Genomic DNA, 24,393 nt, shown 5'->3' on the forward strand with positions numbered 1-24,393 from the left:
TCACCTCACGCAGTGGCCGGCCGGTCGTTCTCTGTCAGACCATCCACGGGCTCCCCGAGGTCGACGGGGCGAATGGCCGCCGTACTCGTGCTGCGGTAGCTGACGATGAACGACTCCATCGCGCTCGGCTCGCTCAGCCGCGGATTGTGCAGAGGGTCGACATGGCACGCGGAGTGGTGCTTCAGGCTAGACCACGAGCTGTCTGAGACATGTTTCATTCGGTGTGCTCCCGGCGGTCGAATAATCGTGAACGAACGTGCCTGAGCAACGATTCTCCGGCCCGAAGAGAACAAGCGGTGCGCCAGCCGGGAGTTCTCACACGAACCCACAGACGTAGGCTGGAGTCATGGCCCGCGAATTCATCCACGACACCGATCGGCACCGCTACATGCTTCGCATCGACGGCGCACTCGTGAGCGCTGCCGACTACGTGCAGAACGGCGACTCCGTGTCGTTCAACCACACCTTCACCGACCCGAAACTGCGCGGTAAGGGGTACGCGAACGAGGTGGTCACCTTTGCGATCGACGACGTCGAGAAGAACACCGCGTACCGGGTGGTACCCATGTGCTGGTACGTCGGCCAGTGGTTCGACGAGCATCCGGAGCGGGCGTCGCTGCTCACTCGGTGAACAGACTGGGGCGCCGCACCAAGAGTGCGACGCCCCAGACCAGGCTGTACCTACGCGCTACGGCAGGCTGAGCGCTGAGGCCTACGCCCGCCGGCGACGCCGCGCGACGACGAGGCCCGCAGCACCGGCGAGCAGCACCAGAAGGGCTGCCGCTCCGGGCAGTGCGGGCTCAGATCCGGTCGCGGCGAGAGCCTTGGCCGAACCCGTCGTGCCCGTCGACGTTCTGCCAGGCGCGGCCGCAGCATCAGCGCCCGACGTCACCGAAGTGACGGGTGTGGTGGCCGGGTCGGTCGGTACTGACGCCGCGACGCAGTCGATCGTTCCCTGCCGCAGCGAATACCCGTTGTCTTGGTCGTCGTCGGCCCAGAAGGCCGGCTTGACGCCGTTGATGCAGAGGGCCTGGGGTGCGGTGACGAAGCCCTCGTTGTTGAAGTCGCCCATGCCGGTCGGGCGGTTGTAGACCGTCGTCACGGCGAAGTGCCCGGCGTTCGTGCCGGTCGCCGCGATGTCGAGCAGCGCGTACTGGCCGCCACAGGTGTTGTCGCAGACCGCCCAGACGGCCGACTTCTCGGCGTCGAACTGCACCTCCATGATCGACGGGAAGCCGCTCTTGATGGTCGCGACGCGGGTGAACTTCGTACCGTCGGTCTGGTCGAGTGCGTACGCGTAGATCGAGCCGGTACCCTCGAGGCCGACGAAGTAGAGTCCGTCGCCGTGGTTCGCGTACGTGGCGGGGCTGTAGGTCGCCCCGGTCTTCTCGTCGACGAAGCCCTTCGCCGTGAGGTACGAGTCGGGAACGAACGCGATGCCCTCGAGGCCGAGGTTCGCGCCGACGACCGGCAGGTCGGAGACGAGGTTCCACTCCATCGACGCGTTCAGCGACGTTCCGCTCGGGGTGGTGTCGTAGCGCAGCACCGCGGGCCGGCTGATCTTGTTGTTGCTGTTGTCGCGCTCGGTCGAAACGAATGTGCCCGCTGAGGTGTGAACGACCCCCTCAGCGTCAGGGTCGCCGGTGCCGTCGACGTAGTGCAACGATTTGCCTGCGCCCCAGCCGTTGTCGGTGGCGGTGACCCAGTCGGTGCCGCTCTGCTGCAGGCGGTAGAGCGTGCTCGGTCCGTTGCGAACGGCCCAGAGCGTGTCGGGTGCGCCGGCGGCGCCGAGCTCGTAGCTCAGACCGCTGAGGTTGGTGCCGAAGAAGTTCTTCACGCTCGCGGTACTGACACTGGATGCGCCGGGCCAGGGCAGGGCATCCGAAACCCCACCGGGGGGAGTGACCGGTGTGGTCACCGGGGGTGTGGGCGTGCCGCAGTCGTTTGCCGCGCCCTTGGTCTTGGTGGCGTTCACGGCGAAGGCGCCCGTGCCGTCGGGGCAGCGACCCCAGCTGCCGGGTGAGGAGTCGCTCGCCCAGGTGAACGAGTCGACCAGCGTGGTGTTGTCGCTGAGGTACAGGCGCGCGGCATCGCCGCCTTTACCGAGCCCGAACGCGTCAGCCACGTCGAAGCTCACGTAGCCGCCGGCGGCAACGATGGTGTTCGCCGGAATGTCGAAGCGGTCGGAGTCTTTGTCGTCTTTGAGAATCAGCCCCGATGCGTCGACGGGTGAGGAGCCGGTGTTCTTCAGCTCGATCCAGTCTTGCGGCACGCCGCTGGCGTCGACCTCGTTGATGGCGAGGGTCGGCAGCGCGGCAGTCGCGGCTGCGGCCGGCGACACCGTCGCGAGCAGGGGAACGGCCAAAGCCAGCGATGCGAGTACGACCGTTGCCGGCCGCCAGTTGTGTCTCATTGAGTTTTCAGCCCTTCAGGAGTGCTCGGTGTGAGCTCTCACAGATGGCTTCCACTGTGCTGGGTCATGGCAAACGCAACGTTAACGCGGGGCGAATGGTTCGCGGGCGCCCGCTGCCTGGAGCCGACAGGGGGTCGAAGCGGGTGATACCTGGTTACCGGGCTACGAGCGTCGTTTCGAAACTGTACATGTCGGGGCGATAGCAGTGGTGACCGTATTCGATTGCCTCGCCCGCGTTGTCGTAGGCGACACGCTCCATGGTCAGGAGGGGTCCTCCGTCGTCGATGCCCAACCGCGTGCTCTCGTCTGTGTCGGCCCTGCGGGCGCCGATAAGTTGGTTGGCGACCCGGATAGTCACTCCTCGTGCGCGGAGTATCTGGTACAGCCCTCGGAGTTGCAGCTGCTCAGTTGTGATGTCACCGAACGCCTCCGGCAGGTAGTTTTCGAGTATCGCGATACTCACCCCTCCCGCGGTGCGCTGACGCCGAAGGTGTACAACGTTCGATCCGACCGGCACCCTCAGTCGCTCAGCGACGATTTCGTCAGCCTCGACAATGTCGTGGATGAGCACCTTGGTGCCAGGTTCACGCGCTGTGTTCTTCAGGTCTTCGTAGAGGCTCGTGAGTTCGACTTGGCGGGTGATCTGCCCCTGAACGACTTGAGTGCCGATTCCTCGGCGACGAACAAGCAGCCCGATGTCTACGAGTTCTTGTATCGCCCGACGCACCGTTGGCCTTGAGATACCGAGGTGCTGGGTGATTGCTATCTCGTTTTCGAGACGCGAACCCGGCGGCAGTTCACCAGAGCGAATGGCCGCCTCTAGTCTGCTCGACACCTGAAAGTAGAGCGGGATCGGGCCGGTTCGATCCAAGTCAGCGAACAGATGGTCGGGCCAAACGGTGTCTGCACTGACCATGAGGCGGGTCCAATTCTCTAGCTGAAGTTCGATCGATCATTGCTGATACAACATTACATTGTGCTTGCCAAAAAGAGCTTATGTGCTATTGTAAGCACAACATAAGCTCGTAATGAGACCTCCATCAGAAAGTTCTACAGCGGAGTATGAATACACTTTCTCCCCCAGTCGATGTGCTGGCATTCGGCCGACTCGGTGTCGATCTCTATCCTCTGCAAGACGGTGTCGGTCTTGAAGACGTCGAGACGTTCGGAAAGTTTCTCGGTGGTAGTGCCGCAAACGTGGCAGTCGCAGCAGCTCGGCACGGCCGTCGGGTAGACCTGATCTCGCGGGTGGGCGATGATCCCTTCGGCAGGTATCTGCTGCGCGAGTTGAATCGTCTCGGTGTGGGTACCGATTCGGTCAAAGTCGACCCCACGCTGCCGACGCCGGTGACGTTCTGTGAAATATTTCCCCCCGACAATTTTCCGATCTATTTCTACCGCCAGCCCAAGGCGCCTGATCTGAACGTCGAGCCCGAAGACCTCGATGTGGAATCGGTGCGATCGGCTGCGATTTTCTGGTTCACGGCCACCGGGCTTACTCAGGAGCCCAGCCGAAGTGCTCACCTGGCGGCACTGTCGGCACGAGGGCGTGCAGCTGGCACCATATTCGATCTCGACTATCGATCGATGTTCTGGCCCGATGCTGCCACCGCATCGCATCACGTGTCTGAGGCGCTGGCCTTTGCCACGGTCGCTGTGGGCAATCGAGAGGAGTGCGAGATCGCGGTTGGTGAAACCGAGCCGCTCCGCGCGGCGGCTGCTCTCTTAGACCGCGGAGTCGAGCTCGCAATTGTGAAGCAGGGGCCGAAGGGTGTGCTCGCGATGACGCGCGACGAGACCGTTGAAGTGCCCCCATACTTCGTCGAAGTCGTCAACGGCCTTGGCGCCGGCGATGCCTTCGGCGGGGCTCTGTGCCACGGGCTTCTGTCTGGCTGGGATCTTCGAACCATCGTGCAGTTCGCAAACATAGCGGGTGCGATTGTTGCCTCCCGTCGTGAGTGTTCAACCGCAATGCCGACGACGCAGGAGATCGAATCCATCGTCAAGACCGGGGTGAAATTGTGACCGATGGGCTACTCAGCGGCGCGGATTTCGACCGCCTTCGGGAGATTCGCGCCTTCCGGCCCTGGGAGATTCGCGAAGCGCTCGTGTCCCGGCGGCGCAGGGACGTGAACCGCGGAGACGGTCGCCTCTTCATCGTTGCTGCGGATCATCCAGCCCGCGGCGCTCTTGGCGTCGGCACGAACCCGATGGCGATGCAGAACCGCTACGTTCTTCTCGATCGGCTGGCCATTGCGCTCAGCCGGCCTGGAGTCGATGGTGTGCTCGGCACGCCCGATATCATCGACGATCTCGCCGCTCTGGGTCTGCTCGACGACAAAATCATTGTCGGTTCGATGAATCGGGGGGGTCTTCGCGGTGCTTCGTTCGAAATGGATGATCGGTTCACCGCGTACGACGTGCCGGCGATGGCCTCGTCAGGAATTGACTTCGCTAAGACGTTGCTGCGCGTGAATCTCGATGACACCGGCACCGTGAGCACCTTGGAATCCACCGCTCGAGCAGTGGGGCAGGCGGCAGAGGCCAAGTTGCCCATCATGCTCGAACCGTTTGTGTCCCGCTGGTCCGGCACTCACGTCGCAAATGACCTCTCCACTGACGCCGTCGTACTTTCTGTTGCCATTGCAGCCGGACTCGGCAGCAGCAGCGCCTACACCTGGCTGAAGTTGCCTGTGGTCGACGATATGGAGCGCGTGATGAACGCCACCACCATGCCGACTTTGCTGCTCGGTGGCGACTCCGGTGCTGACCCAGACGAGACCTTCGCTGCGTGGGAAGACGCACTTTCGCTTCCAGGGGTACGAGGTTTGACTGCGGGCCGTACTCTGTTGTATCCACCCGATGGCAATGTCGCCGCCGCCGTCGACACTGCTGCTGCGTTGGTTCACTCGGCTGGAGCCATCGCTCGCTAAAGAGCAGCATGTAATCCAGCTTCACGAATACAGACACGTAAGGAATTCGAAATATGAGCACCACAGACAGCACCACAGACAGCACCACAGACAGCACCACAGACCCTGCCGTCACCGATCTGCCCACCGTGCCGCACTGGATCGACGGTGCCGAGTCGCCCTCGCACAGTGGCCGTACGGCAGACGTCTACGACCCCGCCCTGGGCATCGTCACCAAACGCGTCGCCCTGGCCGACCAGGCCGAGATCAACGCGGCCGTCGCCAGTGCCGCCGCTGCGTTCCCTGCCTGGCGCGACACCTCGCTCGCCAAGCGTCAGAACATCATGTTCAAATTTCGTGAGCTGCTCGACGCGAAGAAGGGCGAGCTCGCTGAGATCATCACGAGCGAGCACGGCAAGGTCACCAGCGACGCGCTCGGCGAGATCAGCCGCGGCCAAGAGGTTGCAGAGTTCGCGACCGGTCTCGCGCACCACCTCAAGGGCGAGTTCAGCGAACAGGTCTCGACCGGCATCGACGTGTACTCGATCCGCCAGCCGCTCGGTGTCGTGGGCATCATCTCGCCCTTCAACTTTCCGGCCATGGTTCCGTCGTGGTTCTTCCCCATCGCCATCGCTGCGGGCAACACCGTCGTTCTGAAGCCCAGCGAGAAAGACCCCTCTGCCGCCAATTGGCTTGCTGCTCTGTGGGCCGAAGCGGGGCTGCCTGAGGGCGTTTTCACTGTTCTGCACGGCGACAAAGAGGCTGTGGATGGCCTGCTCACCCACCCCGACGTGAAGTCGATCTCGTTCGTCGGTTCCACCCCCATCGCCCGGTACGTCTACGAGACCGGAACCAAGAACGGCAAGCGCGTTCAGGCCCTCGGGGGCGCGAAGAACCACATGCTGGTTCTGCCCGATGCCGATCTCGACCTCGTGGCCGACGCCGCCATCAACTCGGGCTTCGGTTCTGCCGGAGAGCGCTGCATGGCCATCTCGGTCGTCGTCGCGGTCGAGCCGGTCGCAGATCCACTGATCGAGAAGATCGTCTCGCGCATGGCGACGCTACGTACCGGTGACGGTCGCCGCGGCTGCGACATGGGCCCGCTGGTCACCAAGGTGCACCGCGACAAGGTTGCGTCGTACATCGAGATCGCCGCAGAAGACGGCGCGACGATCGTCGTCGACGGCCGTGATGTGGTTGCCGACGGCGACCCGAACGGATTCTGGCTCGGCCCGACCCTCATCGACAACGTGCCGACCTCGTCACGCGTCTACACCGAAGAAATCTTCGGCCCGGTTCTCGCCATCGTGCGGGTCTCGAGCTACGAAGAGGGCGTGGCGCTCATCAACTCGGGTGCGTTCGGCAACGGAACGGCGATCTTCACCAACGACGGCGGGGCAGCCCGACGTTTTCAGAACGAGATCCAGGTCGGCATGATCGGCATCAACGTGCCGATTCCCGTGCCGGTCGCGACCTTCTCGTTCGGTGGCTGGAAAGACTCGTTGTTCGGTGACACCAAGGCCCACGGCGCCGAAGGCGTGAAGTTCTTCACGCAGCAGAAGGCCGTGACCAGCCGGTGGCTCGACCCGAGCCATGGCGGCATCAACCTCGGTTTCCCGCAGCACGACTGATTTTCGCGCACGCCTCTTTCTGGAGCACCACATGACTGACCAACGATGGTTCTATTCCCGCGGCGAGCTCGCTCGCGGGCCGTGGCAGAGCGTCGTCGACCCCTCGACCGCGGGCTGGGCGCACACGGGCATCCGTGTCGCCGAGCTTGCGGCGGGCGAGCGCCTCGAGCTCGACGAGACCGCAATCGAGCGCATCATCGTTCCCCTCGCGGGTTCGTTCGAGGTGTCGTACGTCGAAGCCGGCTCACGCACCGAGGTCACCCTCGTGGGCCGGTCGTCGGTCTTCGACGGCCCGACCGACGTTCTCTACCTCTCGTCGGCGGCCACGGCCACGGTTCGGGGGGTGGGGCGGTTCGCCGTCACCACGTCGCCCACGACCGACGTGCGGCCGTCGCGGCACATCGCCGCGAGCGAGACTCCGGTCGAGCTGAGGGGGGCGGGGGCATCCAGTCGCCAGGTGCACAATTTCGGCACGCCCCAGGCTCTCGACGCCGCGCGTCTCATCGTCTGCGAGGTCATCACGCCCTCGCAGAACTGGTCGTCGTACCCGCCGCACAAGCACGACGAGAACGTGCCCGGCCACGAATCGCGGCTTGAAGAGATCTACTACTTCGAGTCGGCTCCGACCCGCTCAGGCGGGTCAGCTGCCCCCGAGCCCGCTGCGTCATTCGGCATGTTCAGCACATACTCGTCGCCCGCCGGCGAGATCGACATCAACGCGAGGGTGCAGACCGGCGACATCGCCCTGGTGCCCTTCGGCTACCACGGCCCGGCGGTGGCAGCGCCCGGGTACGACCTCTACTACCTGAACGTGATGGCGGGCCCGGATGCCGAGCGAGCGTGGCTCATCAGCGACGACCCCGCGCACGCCTGGGTTCGAGACAGCTGGAACAACCAGCACGTTGACAACAGGCTCCCCTATACGACCAGCACCTCGACCAGGAAAGGCTGGCACTGATGGCGGCAACACAACGAATGACGGTCAGCCAGGCGCTCATAGAGTTTCTCGCGCACCAGTGGACTGTCGACGGGAACCTTCGCGAACGCACCATCCCCGGTGTCTTCGGTATCTTCGGGCATGGAAATGTCGCCGGCGTGGGCCAGGCGCTGAAACAGCTCAACGTCGATTCGCCCGATCTGATGCCCTATTACCAAGCCCGAAACGAACAGGCAATGGTGCATCAAGCAGTCGGATACGCGCGGATGCATCGTCGCCGCGCAACGTTCGCCGCCACTGCCTCCGTTGGCCCAGGCGCAACCAACATGCTCACTGGCGCAGCTGTGGCCACGACGAATCGGCTACCTGCGCTGCTGTTGCCGAGTGACACCTTCGCCACACGCGTCGCCGACCCCGTGCTGCAGCAGCTCGAGTTGCCTCACGACATCGGAATCACCGTCAATGATGCTTTCCGCCCTCTGTCGAAGTTTTTCGACCGGGTACAACGACCCGAGCAGCTGTATTCGATCGCGCTTTCGGCGATGCGCGTTCTGCTTGACCCAGCAGACACGGGCGCGGTGACAATTGCCCTGCCCGAAGATGTTCAAGCGGAACACCTCGATGTGCCCACTTCGTTCTTGCAAGACCGGGAATGGCACATTCGGCGCCCGCTTCCTGAGCGGCCGGCTCTCGCGCGTGCGATCGACGCGATCAGAGCAGCGAAACGACCTCTCATTGTCGCCGGCGGAGGTGTGCTCTATTCGGGAGCAGAAGAACAACTCCGCGCGTTCGCCGAGAAGACCGGAATCCCGGTGGCGACTACCCAGGCGGGCGGAGGCTCGTTGGTCTGGGATCACCCGCAGTACCTTGGCGGTATCGGTGCGACCGGCACAACGGCAGCGAACCGGCTGGCTGCAACCTCAGATCTGATCATCGGTATCGGCACCCGGTACAGCGACTTCACCACCGGCTCGCGTACGGCCTTTCAGAACCCGGTGGTTCGGTTCGTCAACATCAACGTGGCCGCTTTCGATGCGTACAAACACGGTACTCAGATGGCCGTCATCGCTGACGCCCGCGAAGCTCTGACCGAACTTCTGGCCCACACCGACGGCGTTCTGGTCGATGTCGAATACGCGCACCGCATCACCGCAGAAAAGGCGGAATGGGATGCGGCTGTGGATCAGGCGTTCCTCCCCTCGGGTCTCGCTCTACCGGGGCAGCCAGAGATCATCGGGGCCGTTCACGAATCGACCGACCCTGACGACGTCATCGTTCAAGCCGCCGGATCACTGCCCGGAGACCTGCACAAACTCTGGCGAGTCCGTGACCCGCTGGGGTATCACGTCGAATATGCGTTCTCTTGCATGGGTTACGAAATCGCCGGCGGGCTGGGTGTGAAACGCGGAGCCCTGGCAGAAGGTTCTGACAGAGATGTCATCGTCATGGTCGGTGACGGTTCGTACTTGATGCTCAGTTCTGAGCTTGTCACCGCCGTCGCCGAAGGTATCAAGATCATCGTGGTGCTCATTCAGAATCACGGATACGCCTCCATCGGGCACCTTTCTGAGACCGTCGGTTCAGAAAGATTCGGCACGCTGTACCGGCATTTCGACCCCGAAGCGCGAAACTTTCAAACCGAACTGCCGTTACCGATCGATCTGGCGATGAATGCCCGCAGCTACGGAATCGACGTCATCGAAATCGAGGCGGGGCAGAGCGCCATCGGCGACCTCACCGCTGCGATGGCGGTCGCTAAAGCCTCATCGCGCGCGACGTTCATCCATATCAACAGCGACCCACGCATTTACGGTCCTGATGGTGGGGGCTGGTGGGACGTGCCGGTGGCCGAAGTGTCGACATTGGAATCGACTCGGATCGCCCGAGCCGACTACGAGGTGCAACGCACAGCCCAACGCTCGCTGCTCGGAGAGGAATCTGCTCAGTGAAAGCAACAGTTGCCGGAGCGCCCGTCAGTTTCGGTGTCTTCGAGATGACGCCGGAGGGAGCTGAAACGGTTGCCGCTGACGACATGCTTCAGATTCTCGCCGAGGCGGGCTACGACGGTGTGGATCTCGGGCCGGTGGGCTACTTCGGCCGCGGAGATCAGTTGCGTAGAAGGCTTGCGAACTTCGGCCTCGAACTGGCTGGCGGCTGGGTGCAGTTGCCGTTTTCTGACGATGAAGCTTTTCAAGCAGCGCTGCCCAGTCTCACCGATGCGCTTCGAGTCTTCTCGGATGCGGCTGAATCAAGCCCCAATCGTCTTCCTCTGCCGACTCTCGCTGACGACGGCTCCGCAGCGAGACGTGCCGCACCCGGGCGAGGGCAGACTGAGGATCCTCTCGACGACGAGGGGTGGCAGCGACTTGCCACAAACGCTGCACACGCGGCACACCTCGTGCGGGCGTCTGGGTTCGAGCCCACATTTCATCACCACGCGGGAACATTTGTTGAGTCTCCCGATGAGATCGATCGGTTTCTCAGCAACGTCGACATCGATCTCACTCTCGACACCGGGCATCTCTTCATTGCCGGAGGCGACCCGCTTGAGGCAGTGCGGCGGTGGGGAGGGCGCATCAACCATCTGCATCTGAAAGACGTCGACCTTGCCGAGCTGAAGCGGGTGCTGGCAGCGGGCGGCGGAATGCCCGAGGTCTGGTCTTCGGGCGCATTTGTCGCTTTCGGCACAGGCGACATCGACCTTCCCTCTGTGATGGCCGCCATCGACGAGCGCGGCTTTGAGGGATGGGTTGTTGTCGAACAAGACGTTCTGAACGGCAGCGACCTCTCACTTCCCACCTTCCAACAACAACGTGCCCACGATCAACGACTCAACCGCGACGCGTTGAGCGCCTGGGTATGAACCACTCTCGACAGGAAACCTTGAAATGACCAAACGACCTCTCCGTTTCGGGCTCATTGGCACCGGTCGGATCGGCATGGTGCATGCCGCGAGTATCGCCGCATCACCGAATGCCGTGCTGAGTTGGGTGTGCGACCCGTTCATCGACGGTGCCAAAAGTGCAGCCTCGGTCTACGGCGGAACAGTGACCGATTCGGCTGACGAAGTCTTCGCGTCAGGCGAAGTAGATGCAGTGCTCATCGCCTCGCCCACAGCCACCCACATCGACCTCATCTCAGCGGCACTCGACGCAGGCATTCCCGCATTGTGCGAAAAGCCCATCGACCTCGACATCGTGCGCGTCGAAGGGCTTCGGGCGAGGGTCGCATCGTCGGGCGTACCGATCGCGCTTGGCTTCAACCGTCGGTTCGATCCCGGCTTTGCCGAGGCGCGCGCGAGAGTGGCGGCCGGAGAAATCGGTGATATTGAGCAGCTCTCGATCATCAGCCGCGACCCGTCTGCGCCGCCCGCGGCCTACGTGGGCGTGTCCGGAGGTATCTTTCGTGACATGACCATTCACGACTTCGACATGGCCCGGTTCTTTGTGTCCGACATCGTCGAGGTGAGCGCCGTCGGTACCAGAACCTTCGATGCCGGAGCGCGCGAGCACGGCGACTTCGACACGGCCGTGACGGTACTGCGGGCGGCGTCCGGCGCGATCGTGACCATCACGAACTCCCGACACAGCGCCGTCGGCTATGACCAGCGCATCGAAGCATTCGGCGCTCTCGGCATGCTTCAGGTCGCAAATCAGGGAACCAGCCTGGTGAGCGTCTCGACCGCAACCGCAGTTGAGTCTCGGCCGCCGTACCAGGACTTCTTCCTCGAGCGTTACGCCGGAGCATACGCCGCAGAACTGGAGGAATTCGTCAAACTTGCCCGCGGTGAGGCGTCGACGAGCCCGACGTTTGACGACGGCCGCGCCGCTCTCATCCTTGCCGACGCAGCCCAACGCTCAGCGGAGCAGCACACCGCTGTCGCTGTCGACCTTTCATGAGCTTCCGCCTCGCCGCATCGGCAGAAATGCTGTACCTGAAGCTCCCGTTCACAGAGCGCGTGAAGCGACTCCACGAGCGAGGATTCGAAGTGGAGATCTGGGGCTGGAACACCAAGAATCTCACGGAGATTGCAGCGACCGGGGCCGTTATTTCCTCAATGACGGGCTACCTGCGGGGAGACCTGACGAGCGCAGAGGGCATTCGGGAACTCTTGAGTACGGCTGCAGAATCGCTGCAGGCCGCCGAAATCATCAACTCGCCACGATTGAACCTGCACGGCACCGGTCTCGATGCGAAGGGGTTGCCTGTCATCTCGGGGCACCACGTTACCGGTGCCGATTGGCTCACGGCAGAAGACACGCTCCGCCGCATCGCGGAACTCGGTGAGAGTGCCGGCCGAGTATTCACCCTGGAGAACCTGAATACTGCCGTCGATCATCCCGGCACCCCGTTCGCCAGGGCCGCAGATACCCTCGCTTTGGTCTCCGCTGTCGACAGCCCTGGGCTCAAACTGAACCTGGATCTCTACCACGCCCAAATCGGCGAAGGAAACCTCATCGATCTCGTTCGCCGCGCACTGCCGTGGGTCGGTGAAATCCAGGTAGCTGACGTTCCCGGCCGGTGCGAACCCGGCACCGGAGAGATTAGGTACCAAGCGATCGCAGCTGAGCTACGATCGCTTGGTTATGAGGGCGTAGTGGCCCTGGAAGGCTGGGCGAGCGGCGACCCCGACGCCGCACTCGACGCGTTTCAGGCCGCCTTCAGCTGACGACGTCGTCAGTCAGCCCCGATTGACTCGGCCCGTGTTGGGTCATGGTTTCTCCGACAGCGACCCATGCGCCTGTCTCGGCGCTGGTCTGTGCCGCGTGAACAATCTCAGCTGCGGCCCACGCATCCGTCGCCGAAGCAGAGTATTGCCGGTTCTCCAGAACCGAGCGGAGAAACAGCGACGCCTCTACCGTCTTCAGATCATCGAAACCCATCCCGGTTCCTGCCCCGGGCTGGAACCGCGCGAAGTCGCCCATTCCGGGGCCCATCAGCACTGTTCGGAATCCAGACAGGTCGTCAGCGATTTCTAGCTCGTTCATGCGCTGGAAGTCCCACCGAAGTGACCCTTTGGTGCCGTAGACCTCGAGTACATACTGCGCTCGGGGTCCCACCGATACCCGACTCGATTCAAGAACAGCGACGCCGCCACCGGCGAACCGAGCGAGGAGGGCCGCATAGTCCTCATTTTCGACCGAGCCCATCGGGGCATCCTCGGTACCGCGGCTGAAATGGCTGACCGCCCCAGACGCCGGTAACGGACGTTGTGGGATGAATGTTTCGGTCATCGCGGTGACCGAAACGATTCTGCCGACGACATACTGGGCCAGGTCGGCGCCATGCGAGAGGAGGTCACCGAGCACGCCGCTGCCCGCAAGATCTCTCTTGAAACGCCATGTCAAGGCGCCCAGGGGGTCGGCGGAGTAGTCGGCCATGAATGCCACTCGCACGTTGGTGATGGTGCCTAGCGCGCCGTCGCGCACGAGCCGCCGGGCGTGCTCCACCGCCGGTGCGTTTCGATAGTTGAACCCCACAGACGACACCACCTGAGCGGCCGACGCGGCTTCGGCAATATGTCGGGATTCGAGCACGCCGCGTCCCATCGGCTTTTCGATCCAAAACGGTTTGCCCGCGGCAATTGCGGCGAGCGCCATCTCTTCATGCAGAAAATTCGGCGAACAAATCGACACCACATCAACATCAGGATGCGCAAGGACCGCCCGGTAGTCGGAGACAGACTCCCGGTAGCCGAGAACATCAGTGGCGTACTCGCGAGACTTCTCGTCTGGATCTGCTGCGACAACCAATGCAGCGCGAACGGGGATCTCCGGGTAGTGCTGAGCGGCAGCGAGATAGGCGCGCGAGTGCAGACGCCCCATCCAGCCGACCGAGATCAGGCCCACTCCAATGGTTTTGCGATGTGTCATGCGCTGCCTCAATTCGTCTTTGAATGATCGTACAGACCAATTATACGCAGAATGAGAGAATGTAAGGACTAAGTATTGACATCGGGAGAGATGATGCCGCAGAATCATGCTGACGCTGACGTCAAAACATGCAGGTAGGCAGCTCGATGAAGATCTTGCTTTCAGAGGACAGAATGTTCCTTCGTGCACTGACGTCAGTCAGCAGTTCTCACCCCGCCACATCAGGTGGATGCACACAACAAGAGGAACGCAAATAATGAAGAGACTATTCACCGGGATCGGCATTGTCGCCGTCGCCGGAATTCTACTGACGGCCTGTTCCGGCACCGGCCAGGCTACGAACTCTGCCAACCCGAACGGTGCGAAGTACACCTACGCCGTGATCACTCACTCAGGCCCCGGTGATGCCTTCTGGGATCGCGTGAAGTCTGGTGCCGAAGCTGCAGGTTCGAACTACGGCGCGACGATCACGTACAACGCCGATCCTGACCCGGCGAAGCAATCGCAACTGATCGACAACGCCGTCGCTCAGAAGGTCAACGGAATCGTCGTGTCGATGGCTAATCCCGAAGGCCTCAAGACGAGCATCAAAGCGGCTGTCGCAGCAGGCATCCCCGTCGTGACGATCAACTCGGGCATCGAGGAGTCAGCAGCATACGGTGCAATCACCCACATCGGCCAGAGCGAGACGGTGGCAGGCCAGGCCGTCGGCAACAAGCTGAACGACTCCAGCCTGAACAACGTTCTGTGCGTCATCCAGGAAGCAGGCAATGTCGGACTCGAGCAACGGTGCAAGGCTGCCACGTCGACCTTCAAAGGCACGATGACCAACCTGCAGGTCGATGGCACGAACGACTCGGAGGTCAAGGCCACGATCAAGTCAAAGCTTCAAGCAGACCCTTCCATCGACGGCGTGCTGACCTTGGGTGGACAGTACGCCCTTGACGCGGTCGGCGGCGTCAGTGAATCGAACAGCACCGCGAAGGTCGCAACATTCGACCTGTCTGAAGACGTCGTCGCTGACGTTCAGGCCGGCACTATCTTGTTCGCCGTAGACCAGCAGCCCTACGTGCAAGGTTTCCTCGGTGTCACAGCTCTGTTCCTCGACAGCACCAATGGCAACATCATCGGTGGTGGCCAGCCCGTCTACTCCGGGCCGGCATTCGTCACGAAAGACAATGCCGCACAGGTTGCGCAGTTCGCCAAGAACGGCACCCGCTAGCATTCCGGTCAATGCGGGGGAGGGGCGCACGGTTGCGCGCTTTCCCCGCATTACACGAAAGGACACCCTGTGACAACAACAGACATCATGACCATCGCGACGCGGCCGCGTGTTGAGAACCGGCCCATTCGCCGCATATTAGGACGACCCGAGACAGGCGCACTGGTCGCGGCACTTGCCGTCATGATCTTCTTCTCCGTCTACACCACCACCTTCCTCACGTTGCCAGGGGCTGGTGTCTGGCTCGAATCTGCCTCGACCTTCGGCATCATGGCCGTGGCAGTGGCCTTGCTGATGATCGGTGGCGAGTTCGACCTCTCCGCAGGCGTCATGACCGGCTTTACCGCTCTTGTGGTCGGAATCCTGACCACTCAATTCGGGGTGAACATCTGGGTCGCAGCGATCGTGTCGCTCGCCGTCGCTCTTGCGATTGGAGCGCTCAACGGATACGTCGTCATGCGCACAGGCCTGCCGAGCTTCATCGTCACCCTCGGCACGTTCTTCGTTCTCGCCGGCGCAGACCTTGCCGTCACGAAACTCTTGACCGGCCAGGTCGCGATTCAGGGCATGACGAAAGTTCCGTTCTACGATTCGATCGCAGCGTTCTTCGGCTCCTCGCTCACTATCGGCGGCGGCGTGTTCTACATCTCCGTCGTCTGGTGGATCGTTGTGACCATCATCGCCACCTGGGTGCTTCTCCGTACTCGCGCTGGCAACTGGATTTTTGCTGTCGGCGGAGCGCTGAACTCCTCGCGTCAGGTCGGCGTGCCTGTTATGAAAACCAAAGTCGGCCTGTTCATGACCACCTCAGGGGCTGCCTGGCTCGTCGGAATGATCTCCCTGTTCCGTACTTCGACAGTGCAAGCCAATACTGGTGTCGGACAAGAATTCATCTACATCATTTGCGCCGTCGTGGGCGGATGCCTTCTGACCGGTGGTTACGGGTCGGCGGTTGGCGCTGCGCTTGGCGCACTGATTTACGGCATGGTCTTCCAGGGCATCACCTTCGCTCAGTGGGACACGAACTGGCTCCGAACCGTTTTGGGCGGCATGCTCCTGCTCGCGGTTTTCCTGAATCACTGGGTTCGCAGAAGAGCAACAGGAGGAAGTCGATGACCGTCACGCTACCCACCACCCCGGCAACGATCATCGAGGTCAATGCAATCGGTAAAAGCTATGGAGCAGTGAATGCTCTTTCAGGCATCACCACCAAAGTGAACGCCGGCCAAGTGACATGTGTGCTCGGTGACAATGGCGCTGGAAAGTCCACATTCATCAAAATTCTCGCAGGCGCTCACACGCCGAGCGAGGGCCAGCTTCTGATAGATGGTGTTGCGGTTACGTTCTCATCGCCTCGAGCGGCGCTCGACATGGGCATCGCGACGGTCTATCAAGACCTCGCCGTGGTTCCCTTGATGCCGGTCTGGCGCAATTTCTTTCTCGGCTCGGAGCTGACCCGAGGCACAGGTCCTTTTCGGCGCCTCGACGTGAAAGAGATGAAGCGAGTGACCGTCGAGGAACTCGCGAACATGGGCATCGATCTACGTGATGTAGATCAACCCATCGGTACTCTGTCCGGCGGTGAACGGCAATGCGTTGCAATCGCGCGGGCAGTGTACTTCGGGGCTCGCGTCTTGATTCTGGACGAGCCCACGGCGGCGCTTGGCGTCAAGCAATCTGGCGTTGTTCTTCGCTATATCGCCCGGGCGCGCGACAAAGGACTCGGAGTTGTATTCATCACCCACAATCCGCATCACGCCTATCCTGTCGGCGACAGGTTTCTTCTTCTCAACCGAGGCACAAGCATCGGGGATTTTGAAAAGTCTCAGATCACGCTGGGCGAGCTGACGAGTCTCATGGCCGGAGGTGCGGAACTCGACTCGCTCGCGCACGAGCTCGAACGCGCCGAACGACGTTCTTAGTTCCGACGTGTGCGACGGATCGGAAGGAGGCAAAAGCAGCACGAGCCAACGAAGGCTTTTTGGGTCTTGATTGAGTGCTCCGCAATTCTGTATGTTTACATATTGAGTTCACAGGATAAACTCAACAAGGATCCGCGCCCCTTCCGCCCACGATGTGAATCATCGTCTTGGCGCCAGCGCACGGCATTCACCCAGCAAACAAAGGAGATTGCTCGTGGCAGAAACCAGACGGCGAAAGCGGATGCTCGCGTCACTACTTGTAGCCGGCACGGCTCTCGGGGTGGTCGGCTTGACCGCCCTGCCTGTAGCCGCCCAACCCAACACAGGCCTCGCAGCACAGACTGTCGCCTCTGGTGATGCTCGCTTTCAGATCGTGTCACCGACGGTCATTCGCACGGAGTACGCCGGCGATGGTCAGTTCACCGACGGGGCGACCTTCAACGTCGTCGGCCGCGACGACTTCGCTGCCGCGCCGTTCACGACGACGACCACCGACGGCTGGCTCACGATCGACACCGGTCAGATGCTCGTGAAGTACCGGGTGGGTTCGGGCGACTTCACTGGAGAGAATCTCTCGGTCTCGTTGGTCACCTCGTCTGGCCAGAGTGTCTCCGGTTCGCCGTGGGCGACGACCGATGCGGCCGAGTGCATCTCGGGTTCACTCTGTGAAGCCGAGGGGCTGTCACTCGCCGGGCTGAGCCTGGCGACAAACCACTCGGGGTACACCGGGCAGGGGTTCGTTGCCGGCTACGAGGCTGTCGGCAACGCTCTCACCTTCCAGACCACGATCGGCCAGGCCGGCACCGACAACCTCACGCTGCGCTATGCCAACAGCCAGGGCGGTGACGGCAAGGTCACCGATCGTACCCTCAGCGCTTCGGTCGATGGTGGCGCCGCCCAGACCCTCACCCTGCCGCCGACGGCCGGTTGGGATTCCTGGTCGCTCGCGTCGGTTCCGCTCACGCTGACGCAGGGCGAACACCGCATTACCGTCACGCGCGCCGCCGGCGACTCGGGCCAGATCAACCTCGACAGTCTGGCGCTCGTCGCTCCCGGGGCGGGCTATCCGGCCCCGACCGTTGCGGTCTCGTCATGCACCTTCGGTGCTCTGTGTGAGGCAGAAACCGGCACCCTTGCCGGGGGCGCCAACATCGGCGCAGACCACAATGGCGCTTCCGCCGGCAGCTTTCTCGCCGGTCTCGGCCAGGGTGCCTCGGCAACAACACATGTGACGGGCGTGCCCGCCGACGGCGAATACGCGATGCAGGTGCGCTACGCCAACGGGCAGAGCGCCGCTCGCAGCATCGCTGTACAGTCCAATTCGGGCACACCGACCGCTGTCTCGCTACCCGCAACGAGCGGCTGGGACTACTGGAACACCGTCAGCACGCCAATTCAGCTCGCCGCGGGCAACAATGACGTCACGATCGGTTGCCCCGATGCATCCAGTTGCCAGCTCAACATCGACACTGTCGCTCTCGTGCAGAGTGATTCGCCCTTGCTCGCGCCGCATGCCGCACTGGGCGGCTACCGCCGCGACCTCGACCAGGTGAACGGTTCCCCCAAGACGAACCCGGGTCTCTTGTTTCAAGACGGCTGGTCGCTCGTCGATGACACCACGTCGAGCCTCTACGACCCGACAACGAAGGCTGTCACCGCACGCGGTGACCACGGCGGCCAGGCCTATCACGACGGATACGTCTTCGGGTACGGCACCAACTACGAACAAGCTTTGAAAGACCTCTCGCAGCTGACCGGCCCGACCATGTTGCTACCCCAGTGGGCCTACGGCGTCTGGTATTCGGAGTACTACGACCGCACTGCTTCTGAGTTCACCGATCAGATCGTGCCGAAATTCCGTTCAGAGGGTGTGCCGGTCGATGTGATGGCGATCGACACCGATTTCAAGGCAAAAGACACCTGGAACGGGTGGGAAGTCGACACGAACAAATTCCCCGACATGAAGGGTCTTCTCGCCTCCCTCGAGGCCGAGGGCATTCACAACACCCTGAACATCCACCCGACCATCCAGTCTGACGACCCGAAGTTCGCGGCCGCCCAGACCACGGCCAACGGAGCCTTCAGCCCGAGTACCGACACCAACAAGTTTCTCATCGACTGGTCAGACCCTGCCCAGCTGAAGGCGTACTTCGATCTGCACAGTGAGTTTCAGAGCGATGGCGCCGACATCTATTGGCTTGACTGGTGCTGCAACGAGCAGTCGAAATACTCGGCGAACGGCGTCACCCCCGACGCGTTCATCAACAGCCAGTACGCTGCATACACCAACGATGCACTCGGCGGCCGGGGCTTCGCATTCTCGCGGGCATACGGCTCGCTGACGGCCGGCGGGTACGGCAACCCGCAGGCGGTTCCGACCGGGCCGTGGGCCGACAAGCGCACGACACTGCATTTCACCGGTGACACCCGATCGACGTGGCAGATGCTGCAGGGGGAGGTGGGCTACACGCCCGGCGAATCGGCGGCAACAGGCCTGGCTTCGATCAGCCACGACATCGGTGGCCACTTCGGGGGAGACCAGAAGCCTGGTGCCGAAGAAGGCAGTACGCAGTTGCCGGGTGACCTGTATGCCCGTTGGGTGCAGTTCGGTGCTTTTCAGCCGATCGATCGTCTGCACAGCAACCACAGCGACCGACTGCCCTGGCAGTACGATGCGGCCACGGATGCCTCGGCCACGTCGTTCCTGAACCTGCGCGAAAGCCTGGTGCCGCTTTCGTACACCCTCGCCGCGCAGGCCACCGCAACCGGCACGCCGATCGTGAAGCCGCTGTACCTGCAGTACCCCACCTCGCAGCAGGCCTACTCGATGGCGGGCCGGGAGTACCTCTACGGTTCAGACATTCTCGTCGCGCCGGTCACCACTCCCGGTGACACTGCGACGACCTCGGTCTGGTTTCCCGACGGCAGCCAGTGGGTCGACTACTTCACCGGCGAGACTCACGAGGGAGGAACCACCGCTGACGTGACGACGGGTCTTGATCGCATGCCGGTATTCGTTCGCTCCGGTGGAATCGTGCCGACCCGCACCAACAACGTGACCAATGACAGCCAGAACCCGCTGACAGATGTCACTGTCAACGTGGCCACGGGCGCCGACGGGTCATTCACCCTCTACGAGGATGATGGCGGCGCGGCCGAGAGCGTGAAGAGTGCCACCACGGCGTTGTCGTACACGCAGCAGGCCACCGGCGGAAAACTGAACATCGCTCCCGTCTCTGGCACCTTCACCGGCCAGGTCACGAACCGCGCTTGGACGGCAGCCTTCACGAACGCCGCCCAGCCTGCAGTGGTCACCGTTGACGGTGTCGCCGTCGGCGCATCTGCGTGGACATACGATGCCGCATCGCGAACGGTTTCGGTGAAGGTGGCGGCTCGGCCGCTCTCCGAGGCGACGACCGTCGCCTTCTCGACGGAGGCGGATGCCATCCCCACCTCCACACCGACACCTCCTCCCACGATCGGCGGCGGCTCCTCCCCAGCTACTCCGGCGCCCGTCGCCGGCCAGGGCAACGGGCAGTCGCCCTCGGGTAACCTCGCGGCGACGGGTTCAGAGGTGGCGCTGATCGGCCTCGTGGCGACGCTCCTTCTGGCCGCGGGTGCTGGCGTCTTCGTCGCTGGTCGCCGCCGTCGGCAGATGCGGTAACGCGCTCCGGCCTTCAGGCGCTCGCGAAGGCCGCCGGTCGACCCGCATCCACAGTGGTGTCGGGCCGGTCGGCGGCCTTCGGTGGTTGCATTGCATTGCATTGCATCGCATCGCAGACGACTCGAACCGACAGTGCGCCTCAGTCCATGAAGAGCACGCTCGGACGCGGCGCCAGAAAGTGGTCCATGACGAGTTCGGCGGCGCCCTGGGCGGCAATCTGTTCGCCGACCGCGGAGCCGACGACAGAGAAGACGTCTCGGGACACGACGAGCTCGCTCCGCACCGCGTCTTCGAGGATCGGTAGAAAGGTGCTCGCCAGCCGGTTCCAGGCGGGGCCACCAAGCACAACTCGTGGAACATCGAGAAAGTTCACAAGAACGCCGATACCCACCGCAACCCTTTGTGCGGCGCGGTACAGAAGTGCCTGGGCTACGGTGTTTCCGCTGGCAGCGAGCTCTGTCAGCGTCGTGCAGGCATCGTCGATGGCGAGGTAGTCGTCGAGATCGGGCAGAGGCAGAAGGCCGGCCTGCGAGGCCTGGATGACGAGCGCCTCGGGCACGCAGGCCGCGGCAAGCCCGCCCCGTCGCCCGCTCCACCCGAGATCTTCGGCTGACGGGTCGACAAGAATGTCTCCGATCTCACCGATGTTGTTGCTCACCCCCCGAAGCACTTGGCCCTGGGTGACGACCGACGCGCCGACACCGGAGCCGAGGTAGATGAAGAGAAAATCCGCGTCATCAGAGTGACGCAGCTCTGCGGTGGCTGAGGCGGTGACGTCTTTGTCGAGCAGTACGGGCATACCGGTCGCATCGTGGAGGTCTGCGCGGAGGCGCACATCTCGCCACTTCGGCAGCTGCGGCGGGTCGAGCACTACGCCTGTGCGAACGTCGAGGGGGCCTGGTACAGCAATGCCGAGCCCGAGTACTCGGTCGCGATCGACGCCCGATTCGCGAATGAGGCGCCCCGTACTCACGGCGATGAGCGAGGTCATATCTTCGGGACTCGTGGCTTGCGGGGTGCGCAGCTGCTTCCAGTCGCGCACTTCCCCGGCAACATCGAGCAGCAGGATGGTCAGGCGGGCAGGGTCGATGTGAACACCGATGGAAAAAGTTCCGCTGCCGTTGACAGCGAGCGGAATGCTGGGTCTTCCGCGAAGCGTGTTGCTCGGGGCGCTCTCTCGAATCATCTCGGCTTCGATCAGACGGCGAGTGATGTTGGAGATGGTCTGCGACGCGAGCCCGGAGTCTCTCTGCAGGTCGGCCCGGCTCTTACCGGGGTTACGACGGATGAGATCAAGCACGACGGCTTCGTTATAGTCGGCCAGGCGAAGGAGGTTGCTGCCTCGAAGCACGGTCATGCCTCCCTAGCTATCGGTCGGTGCGGTGCGTTGCCACATCTTGTCGCGCTGGAGTAATTCTATCAACTAGGCAAAAGTATTGACGCCACCGAGAGTGTGTCCTAACATTGCAACATGCTTTATCCCATCGAATAGGCAAAGTAGCCAACAGGATAGGGTTCAAGAGAGGTTCCGCAATGAAGCGTTCTCGCGTGATCGGCCTCCTCGCCGCGAGCGTCGTCGCGGCGGGTGGGCTCAGCGCCTGCTCCGCAAGCAGCAACAGCAACAGCGATGGGGTTGTCAACATCTCCATCACGGAGTATCAACAGACCCGAATCGATGCCGTCAACAAGCTGATTCCCGGCTTCGAAGCGGAGATGAAGAAGCAGGGCAAGAACATCAAAGTCACCATGGTGGCAGACGTTCTCACTGACGACCAGTTCAAGACCAAAATCACGCAGCAGCTCATCGCAGGCCAGGCACCCGATGTTCTCGACCTTGGTGACAGCGTCGTTCCGGGCTTCGCCGGCGCGGGCTATCTTGCTCCTCTTGACGACTACCTCAACAACTGGGACGGGTGGTCGCACTACTACCCGCAGATCAAGACGGCTTCGGCCCGTCAAGACGGTCACGTCTACGATCTCGTACACGAAACGGGTGTGCAGAACCTCTTCTACCGAAAAGACGTGCTGACGAGCCTCGGCATCTCTACGACCCAGCCGGCCACGTGGGACGACCTGCTCGCCCGCATGGTGGAGGTCAAGAATAAGACCGGCGGCACACCAATCGTGATCCCGGCTGGCACCGCCTGGGGTGGAAGCACGTGGACCGAAGGGTTTCAGCCGATTCTCGGTGGAACCGACAAAAACTACTACAGCTTGGACACCGGCAAGTGGGATCTGAACAGCAGTGGTTTCCACGCGGTGTTCGACCTGTACAGCCAACTCTTCTCCAAGGGCCTTCTCCCAGTTCAAGACCTGCAGAACCCGAACCCCTGGGAGCCGACCAAATACGTCGGGTTCCCGGCTGGCACGATTCCCGTCGCCGCGCAGGGCACCTCGGGTTGGAAGTTCGACTGGGGCCCCGCTGGTAAAGCACCTATCCCCGACTTGAACAACGTCGTGGACACGTGGCAGTACCCTGGGCTCCGCAGCGGTGACACGCCCTATGGCTGGAGCGGTCTCGGTTTCGGTTTCGGCATTCCAGAGAAGAGTCAGCACAAAGACGAGGCGATGCTGTTGGCCGAGTACCTCTCGGCAGGAGAACCGCTGGCAGACCAGCTGGTGAGTTCGGGCGCAGCTTCTCCGCGTGACGATCTCGCCGATGTGAAGCCCTATGCCGACGAACCCAAACTGATCGCGGCGGGTAAGAACCTTGCGAGCAGCGTCTATGTTCCGACGGGTGACGGCGCAGACCAGATCGCCCAGGCGGTAGCCGCAGCGACCGAACTCATCATCAGTGGCACCGCTGACGGAGACCAGGCCTACGACGCGTTCAAGAAGGACGCGACCGACCTGCTCGGCCCCAGCCTCATCAAATAATGACGTCGACCGTAACTGCACCGGCTTCTGCGCTGGCGGCCTCACAGCCGCCAGCGCGGAAGCGCCGTCGCCGCCGTTCGACACCGCTCATCGCGCTGTTGCTCGGCCCGGCCGCCGTGCTCATCATTGTGTTCATCGTGGCACCGGCCGTCTACGGCATGTACCTCAGCTTCACCAACACGCAGCTCACCGGCTTCGCCGCCCGCAGCCCCAAGTTGGTCGGCTTCGACAACTACGCCTACCTGCTGACAAACGCTGACTTTCTGTCTTCACTCGGGCACACCGGGGAGTTCGTGCTGTACTCGGCCATCATCGGCCAGACGGTGCTGGGCATGGTTGCGGCCATTCTGCTGAGCCGCCCCTGGATTCGGGGCAAGGGTATCTTCGGCGCCGCGATCCTCATGCCGATGGTCGTACCAGAGGTTGTCGCCTCACTCACCTGGGCCAGCGTGCTCTCGAACAACTCGTCTGGCACGCTGAACCTGCTGACCAGTTTCTTCGGCGCAGGATCGACAGACTGGCTGCAGGTGGTGCCACTGGCGTCGGTCGTCGCCGTGAACATTTGGCGGGGCATCGCCTTCGCCATGATCATGTTCCAAGCCGCGCTCGAAGACGTTCCGGTGGAACTCATCGAGGCCGCACGCATCGATGGGGCGCGCGCCATTCAGGTCTTTCGGCACGTCACACTTCCCCTCATTCGAGGCCCGGTATTTCTCTATCTGCTTCTCACAACCATCAGTACCGTCGGAGCGTTCGGCCTGGTGTACTTCCTCACGCAGGGCGGCCCCGCCGGCCAGACCCGCATCGCCGCGATCTACATCTATGAACGCGCGTTGCAGTTCTCCCAGATCGGCATCGGCAGTGCCGCGTCGATGATTCTGCTGGCCATCGTGCTGGTGCTCGGGCTCGTGTATGTGCGGCTCGCGAAAGTGGAGGTATGAC

The 24,393-nt window shown here is 62.5% G+C and carries 20 protein-coding genes; 15 read left to right on the top strand and 5 right to left on the bottom strand.

Annotated features, from left to right (window positions below; translation table 11 throughout):
- Positions 1–5: 5 nt before the first annotated feature.
- The gene (locus D4765_RS02190) at positions 6–218 is read right to left on the bottom strand and encodes a hypothetical protein (protein ID WP_136640592.1); all 213 of its coding nucleotides are present in this window, start codon (positions 216–218) and stop codon (positions 6–8) included.
- Positions 219–346: 128 nt separating this feature from the next.
- Here D4765_RS02190 and D4765_RS02195 point away from each other — a divergent pair, with 128 nt between their 5' ends.
- Entirely contained in the window at positions 347–631 is a 285-nt protein-coding gene (locus D4765_RS02195; RefSeq protein WP_136640593.1) for a GNAT family N-acetyltransferase, read from the top strand.
- A gap of 81 nt (positions 632–712) precedes the next feature.
- On the opposite strand, the gene D4765_RS02200 is transcribed toward D4765_RS02195, so the two are convergent.
- Together D4765_RS02200 and D4765_RS02205 are read right to left on the bottom strand one after the other, a co-directional pair.
- Positions 713–2,413, bottom strand: coding sequence for a lamin tail domain-containing protein (locus tag D4765_RS02200; protein WP_136640594.1), 1,701 nt, complete (start codon positions 2,411–2,413; stop codon positions 713–715).
- Between the two features lie 154 nt (positions 2,414–2,567).
- The gene (locus D4765_RS02205) at positions 2,568–3,329 is read right to left on the bottom strand and encodes a GntR family transcriptional regulator (protein ID WP_136640595.1); all 762 of its coding nucleotides are present in this window, start codon (positions 3,327–3,329) and stop codon (positions 2,568–2,570) included.
- A gap of 146 nt (positions 3,330–3,475) precedes the next feature.
- Here D4765_RS02205 and iolC point away from each other — a divergent pair, with 146 nt between their 5' ends.
- Genes iolC through D4765_RS02245 form a run of 8 tightly spaced genes read left to right on the top strand, consistent with a single transcriptional unit; the run spans position 3,476 to position 12,562 of the window.
- Positions 3,476–4,438, top strand: coding sequence for a 5-dehydro-2-deoxygluconokinase (gene iolC / locus D4765_RS02210; protein WP_136640596.1), 963 nt, complete (start codon positions 3,476–3,478; stop codon positions 4,436–4,438).
- The gene (locus D4765_RS02215) at positions 4,435–5,346 is read left to right on the top strand and encodes a class I fructose-bisphosphate aldolase (protein WP_136640597.1); all 912 of its coding nucleotides are present in this window, start codon (positions 4,435–4,437) and stop codon (positions 5,344–5,346) included. The genes iolC and D4765_RS02215 overlap by 4 nt, the downstream gene beginning before the upstream one ends.
- Positions 5,347–5,399: 53 nt before the next feature.
- Entirely contained in the window at positions 5,400–6,956 is a 1,557-nt protein-coding gene (locus D4765_RS02220) for a CoA-acylating methylmalonate-semialdehyde dehydrogenase (protein ID WP_136640598.1), read from the top strand.
- 31 nt (positions 6,957–6,987) lie between these two features.
- A complete protein-coding gene (iolB, locus tag D4765_RS02225; RefSeq protein WP_136640599.1) occupies positions 6,988–7,914 on the top strand; it encodes a 5-deoxy-glucuronate isomerase in 927 nt (308 codons plus the stop codon).
- Positions 7,914–9,842 (top strand): 3D-(3,5/4)-trihydroxycyclohexane-1,2-dione acylhydrolase (decyclizing), encoded by a 1,929-nt coding sequence (gene iolD / locus D4765_RS02230; protein WP_136640600.1) that lies wholly within the window; start codon positions 7,914–7,916, stop codon positions 9,840–9,842. The genes iolB and iolD overlap by 1 nt, the downstream gene beginning before the upstream one ends.
- Entirely contained in the window at positions 9,839–10,756 is a 918-nt protein-coding gene (locus D4765_RS02235) for a sugar phosphate isomerase/epimerase family protein (protein ID WP_136640601.1), read from the top strand. Before iolD ends, D4765_RS02235 begins: the two co-directional genes overlap by 4 nt.
- 25 nt (positions 10,757–10,781) lie before the next feature.
- Positions 10,782–11,792, top strand: coding sequence for an inositol 2-dehydrogenase (iolG, locus tag D4765_RS02240; RefSeq protein WP_136640602.1), 1,011 nt, complete (start codon positions 10,782–10,784; stop codon positions 11,790–11,792).
- Complete coding sequence (locus tag D4765_RS02245; RefSeq protein WP_136640603.1) at positions 11,789–12,562, top strand: TIM barrel protein; 774 nt, start codon at positions 11,789–11,791, stop codon at positions 12,560–12,562. Before iolG ends, D4765_RS02245 begins: the two co-directional genes overlap by 4 nt.
- Here D4765_RS02245 and D4765_RS02250 read toward each other — a convergent pair.
- Positions 12,555–13,766 carry a Gfo/Idh/MocA family protein gene (locus D4765_RS02250; protein ID WP_136640670.1) on the bottom strand — a complete coding sequence of 404 codons (1,212 nt, stop codon included), beginning with the start codon at positions 13,764–13,766 and terminating at the stop codon, positions 12,555–12,557. The genes D4765_RS02245 and D4765_RS02250 overlap by 8 nt on opposite strands.
- Positions 13,767–14,022: 256 nt before the next feature.
- On the opposite strand from D4765_RS02250, the gene D4765_RS02255 reads away from it, so the two are divergent.
- The 4 genes from D4765_RS02255 to D4765_RS02270 all read left to right on the top strand — a co-directional run bounded on the left by D4765_RS02255 (position 14,023) and on the right by D4765_RS02270 (position 20,574).
- The gene (locus D4765_RS02255; RefSeq protein WP_136640604.1) at positions 14,023–14,988 is read left to right on the top strand and encodes a substrate-binding domain-containing protein; all 966 of its coding nucleotides are present in this window, start codon (positions 14,023–14,025) and stop codon (positions 14,986–14,988) included.
- Positions 14,989–15,057: 69 nt separating this feature from the next.
- Complete coding sequence (locus tag D4765_RS02260; protein ID WP_136640605.1) at positions 15,058–16,104, top strand: ABC transporter permease; 1,047 nt, start codon at positions 15,058–15,060, stop codon at positions 16,102–16,104.
- Positions 16,101–16,910, top strand: a complete 810-nt coding sequence (locus D4765_RS02265) for an ATP-binding cassette domain-containing protein (protein ID WP_136640606.1) — start codon at positions 16,101–16,103, stop codon at positions 16,908–16,910. The genes D4765_RS02260 and D4765_RS02265 overlap by 4 nt, the downstream gene beginning before the upstream one ends.
- 214 nt (positions 16,911–17,124) lie before the next feature.
- Positions 17,125–20,574 carry a TIM-barrel domain-containing protein gene (locus D4765_RS02270; protein WP_201799202.1) on the top strand — a complete coding sequence of 1,150 codons (3,450 nt, stop codon included), beginning with the start codon at positions 17,125–17,127 and terminating at the stop codon, positions 20,572–20,574.
- Between the two features lie 139 nt (positions 20,575–20,713).
- On the opposite strand, the gene D4765_RS02275 is transcribed toward D4765_RS02270, so the two are convergent.
- Positions 20,714–21,931: an ROK family transcriptional regulator gene (locus tag D4765_RS02275; protein WP_201799203.1), complete on the bottom strand. Its 1,218-nt coding sequence runs from the start codon at positions 21,929–21,931 to the stop codon at positions 20,714–20,716.
- 176 nt (positions 21,932–22,107) lie between these two features.
- Between D4765_RS02275 and D4765_RS02280 the strand changes: the two genes are divergently transcribed.
- Both D4765_RS02280 and D4765_RS02285 read left to right on the top strand, forming a co-directional pair.
- Positions 22,108–23,451 carry an ABC transporter substrate-binding protein gene (locus D4765_RS02280; protein ID WP_136640607.1) on the top strand — a complete coding sequence of 448 codons (1,344 nt, stop codon included), beginning with the start codon at positions 22,108–22,110 and terminating at the stop codon, positions 23,449–23,451.
- Positions 23,451–24,392, top strand: coding sequence for a carbohydrate ABC transporter permease (locus tag D4765_RS02285; RefSeq protein ID WP_136640608.1), 942 nt, complete (start codon positions 23,451–23,453; stop codon positions 24,390–24,392). The genes D4765_RS02280 and D4765_RS02285 overlap by 1 nt, the downstream gene beginning before the upstream one ends.
- Position 24,393: the final 1 nt, after the last annotated feature.

This window comes from Subtercola vilae, from assembly GCF_004923255.1.
Classification (GTDB): domain Bacteria; phylum Actinomycetota; class Actinomycetes; order Actinomycetales; family Microbacteriaceae; genus Subtercola; species Subtercola vilae.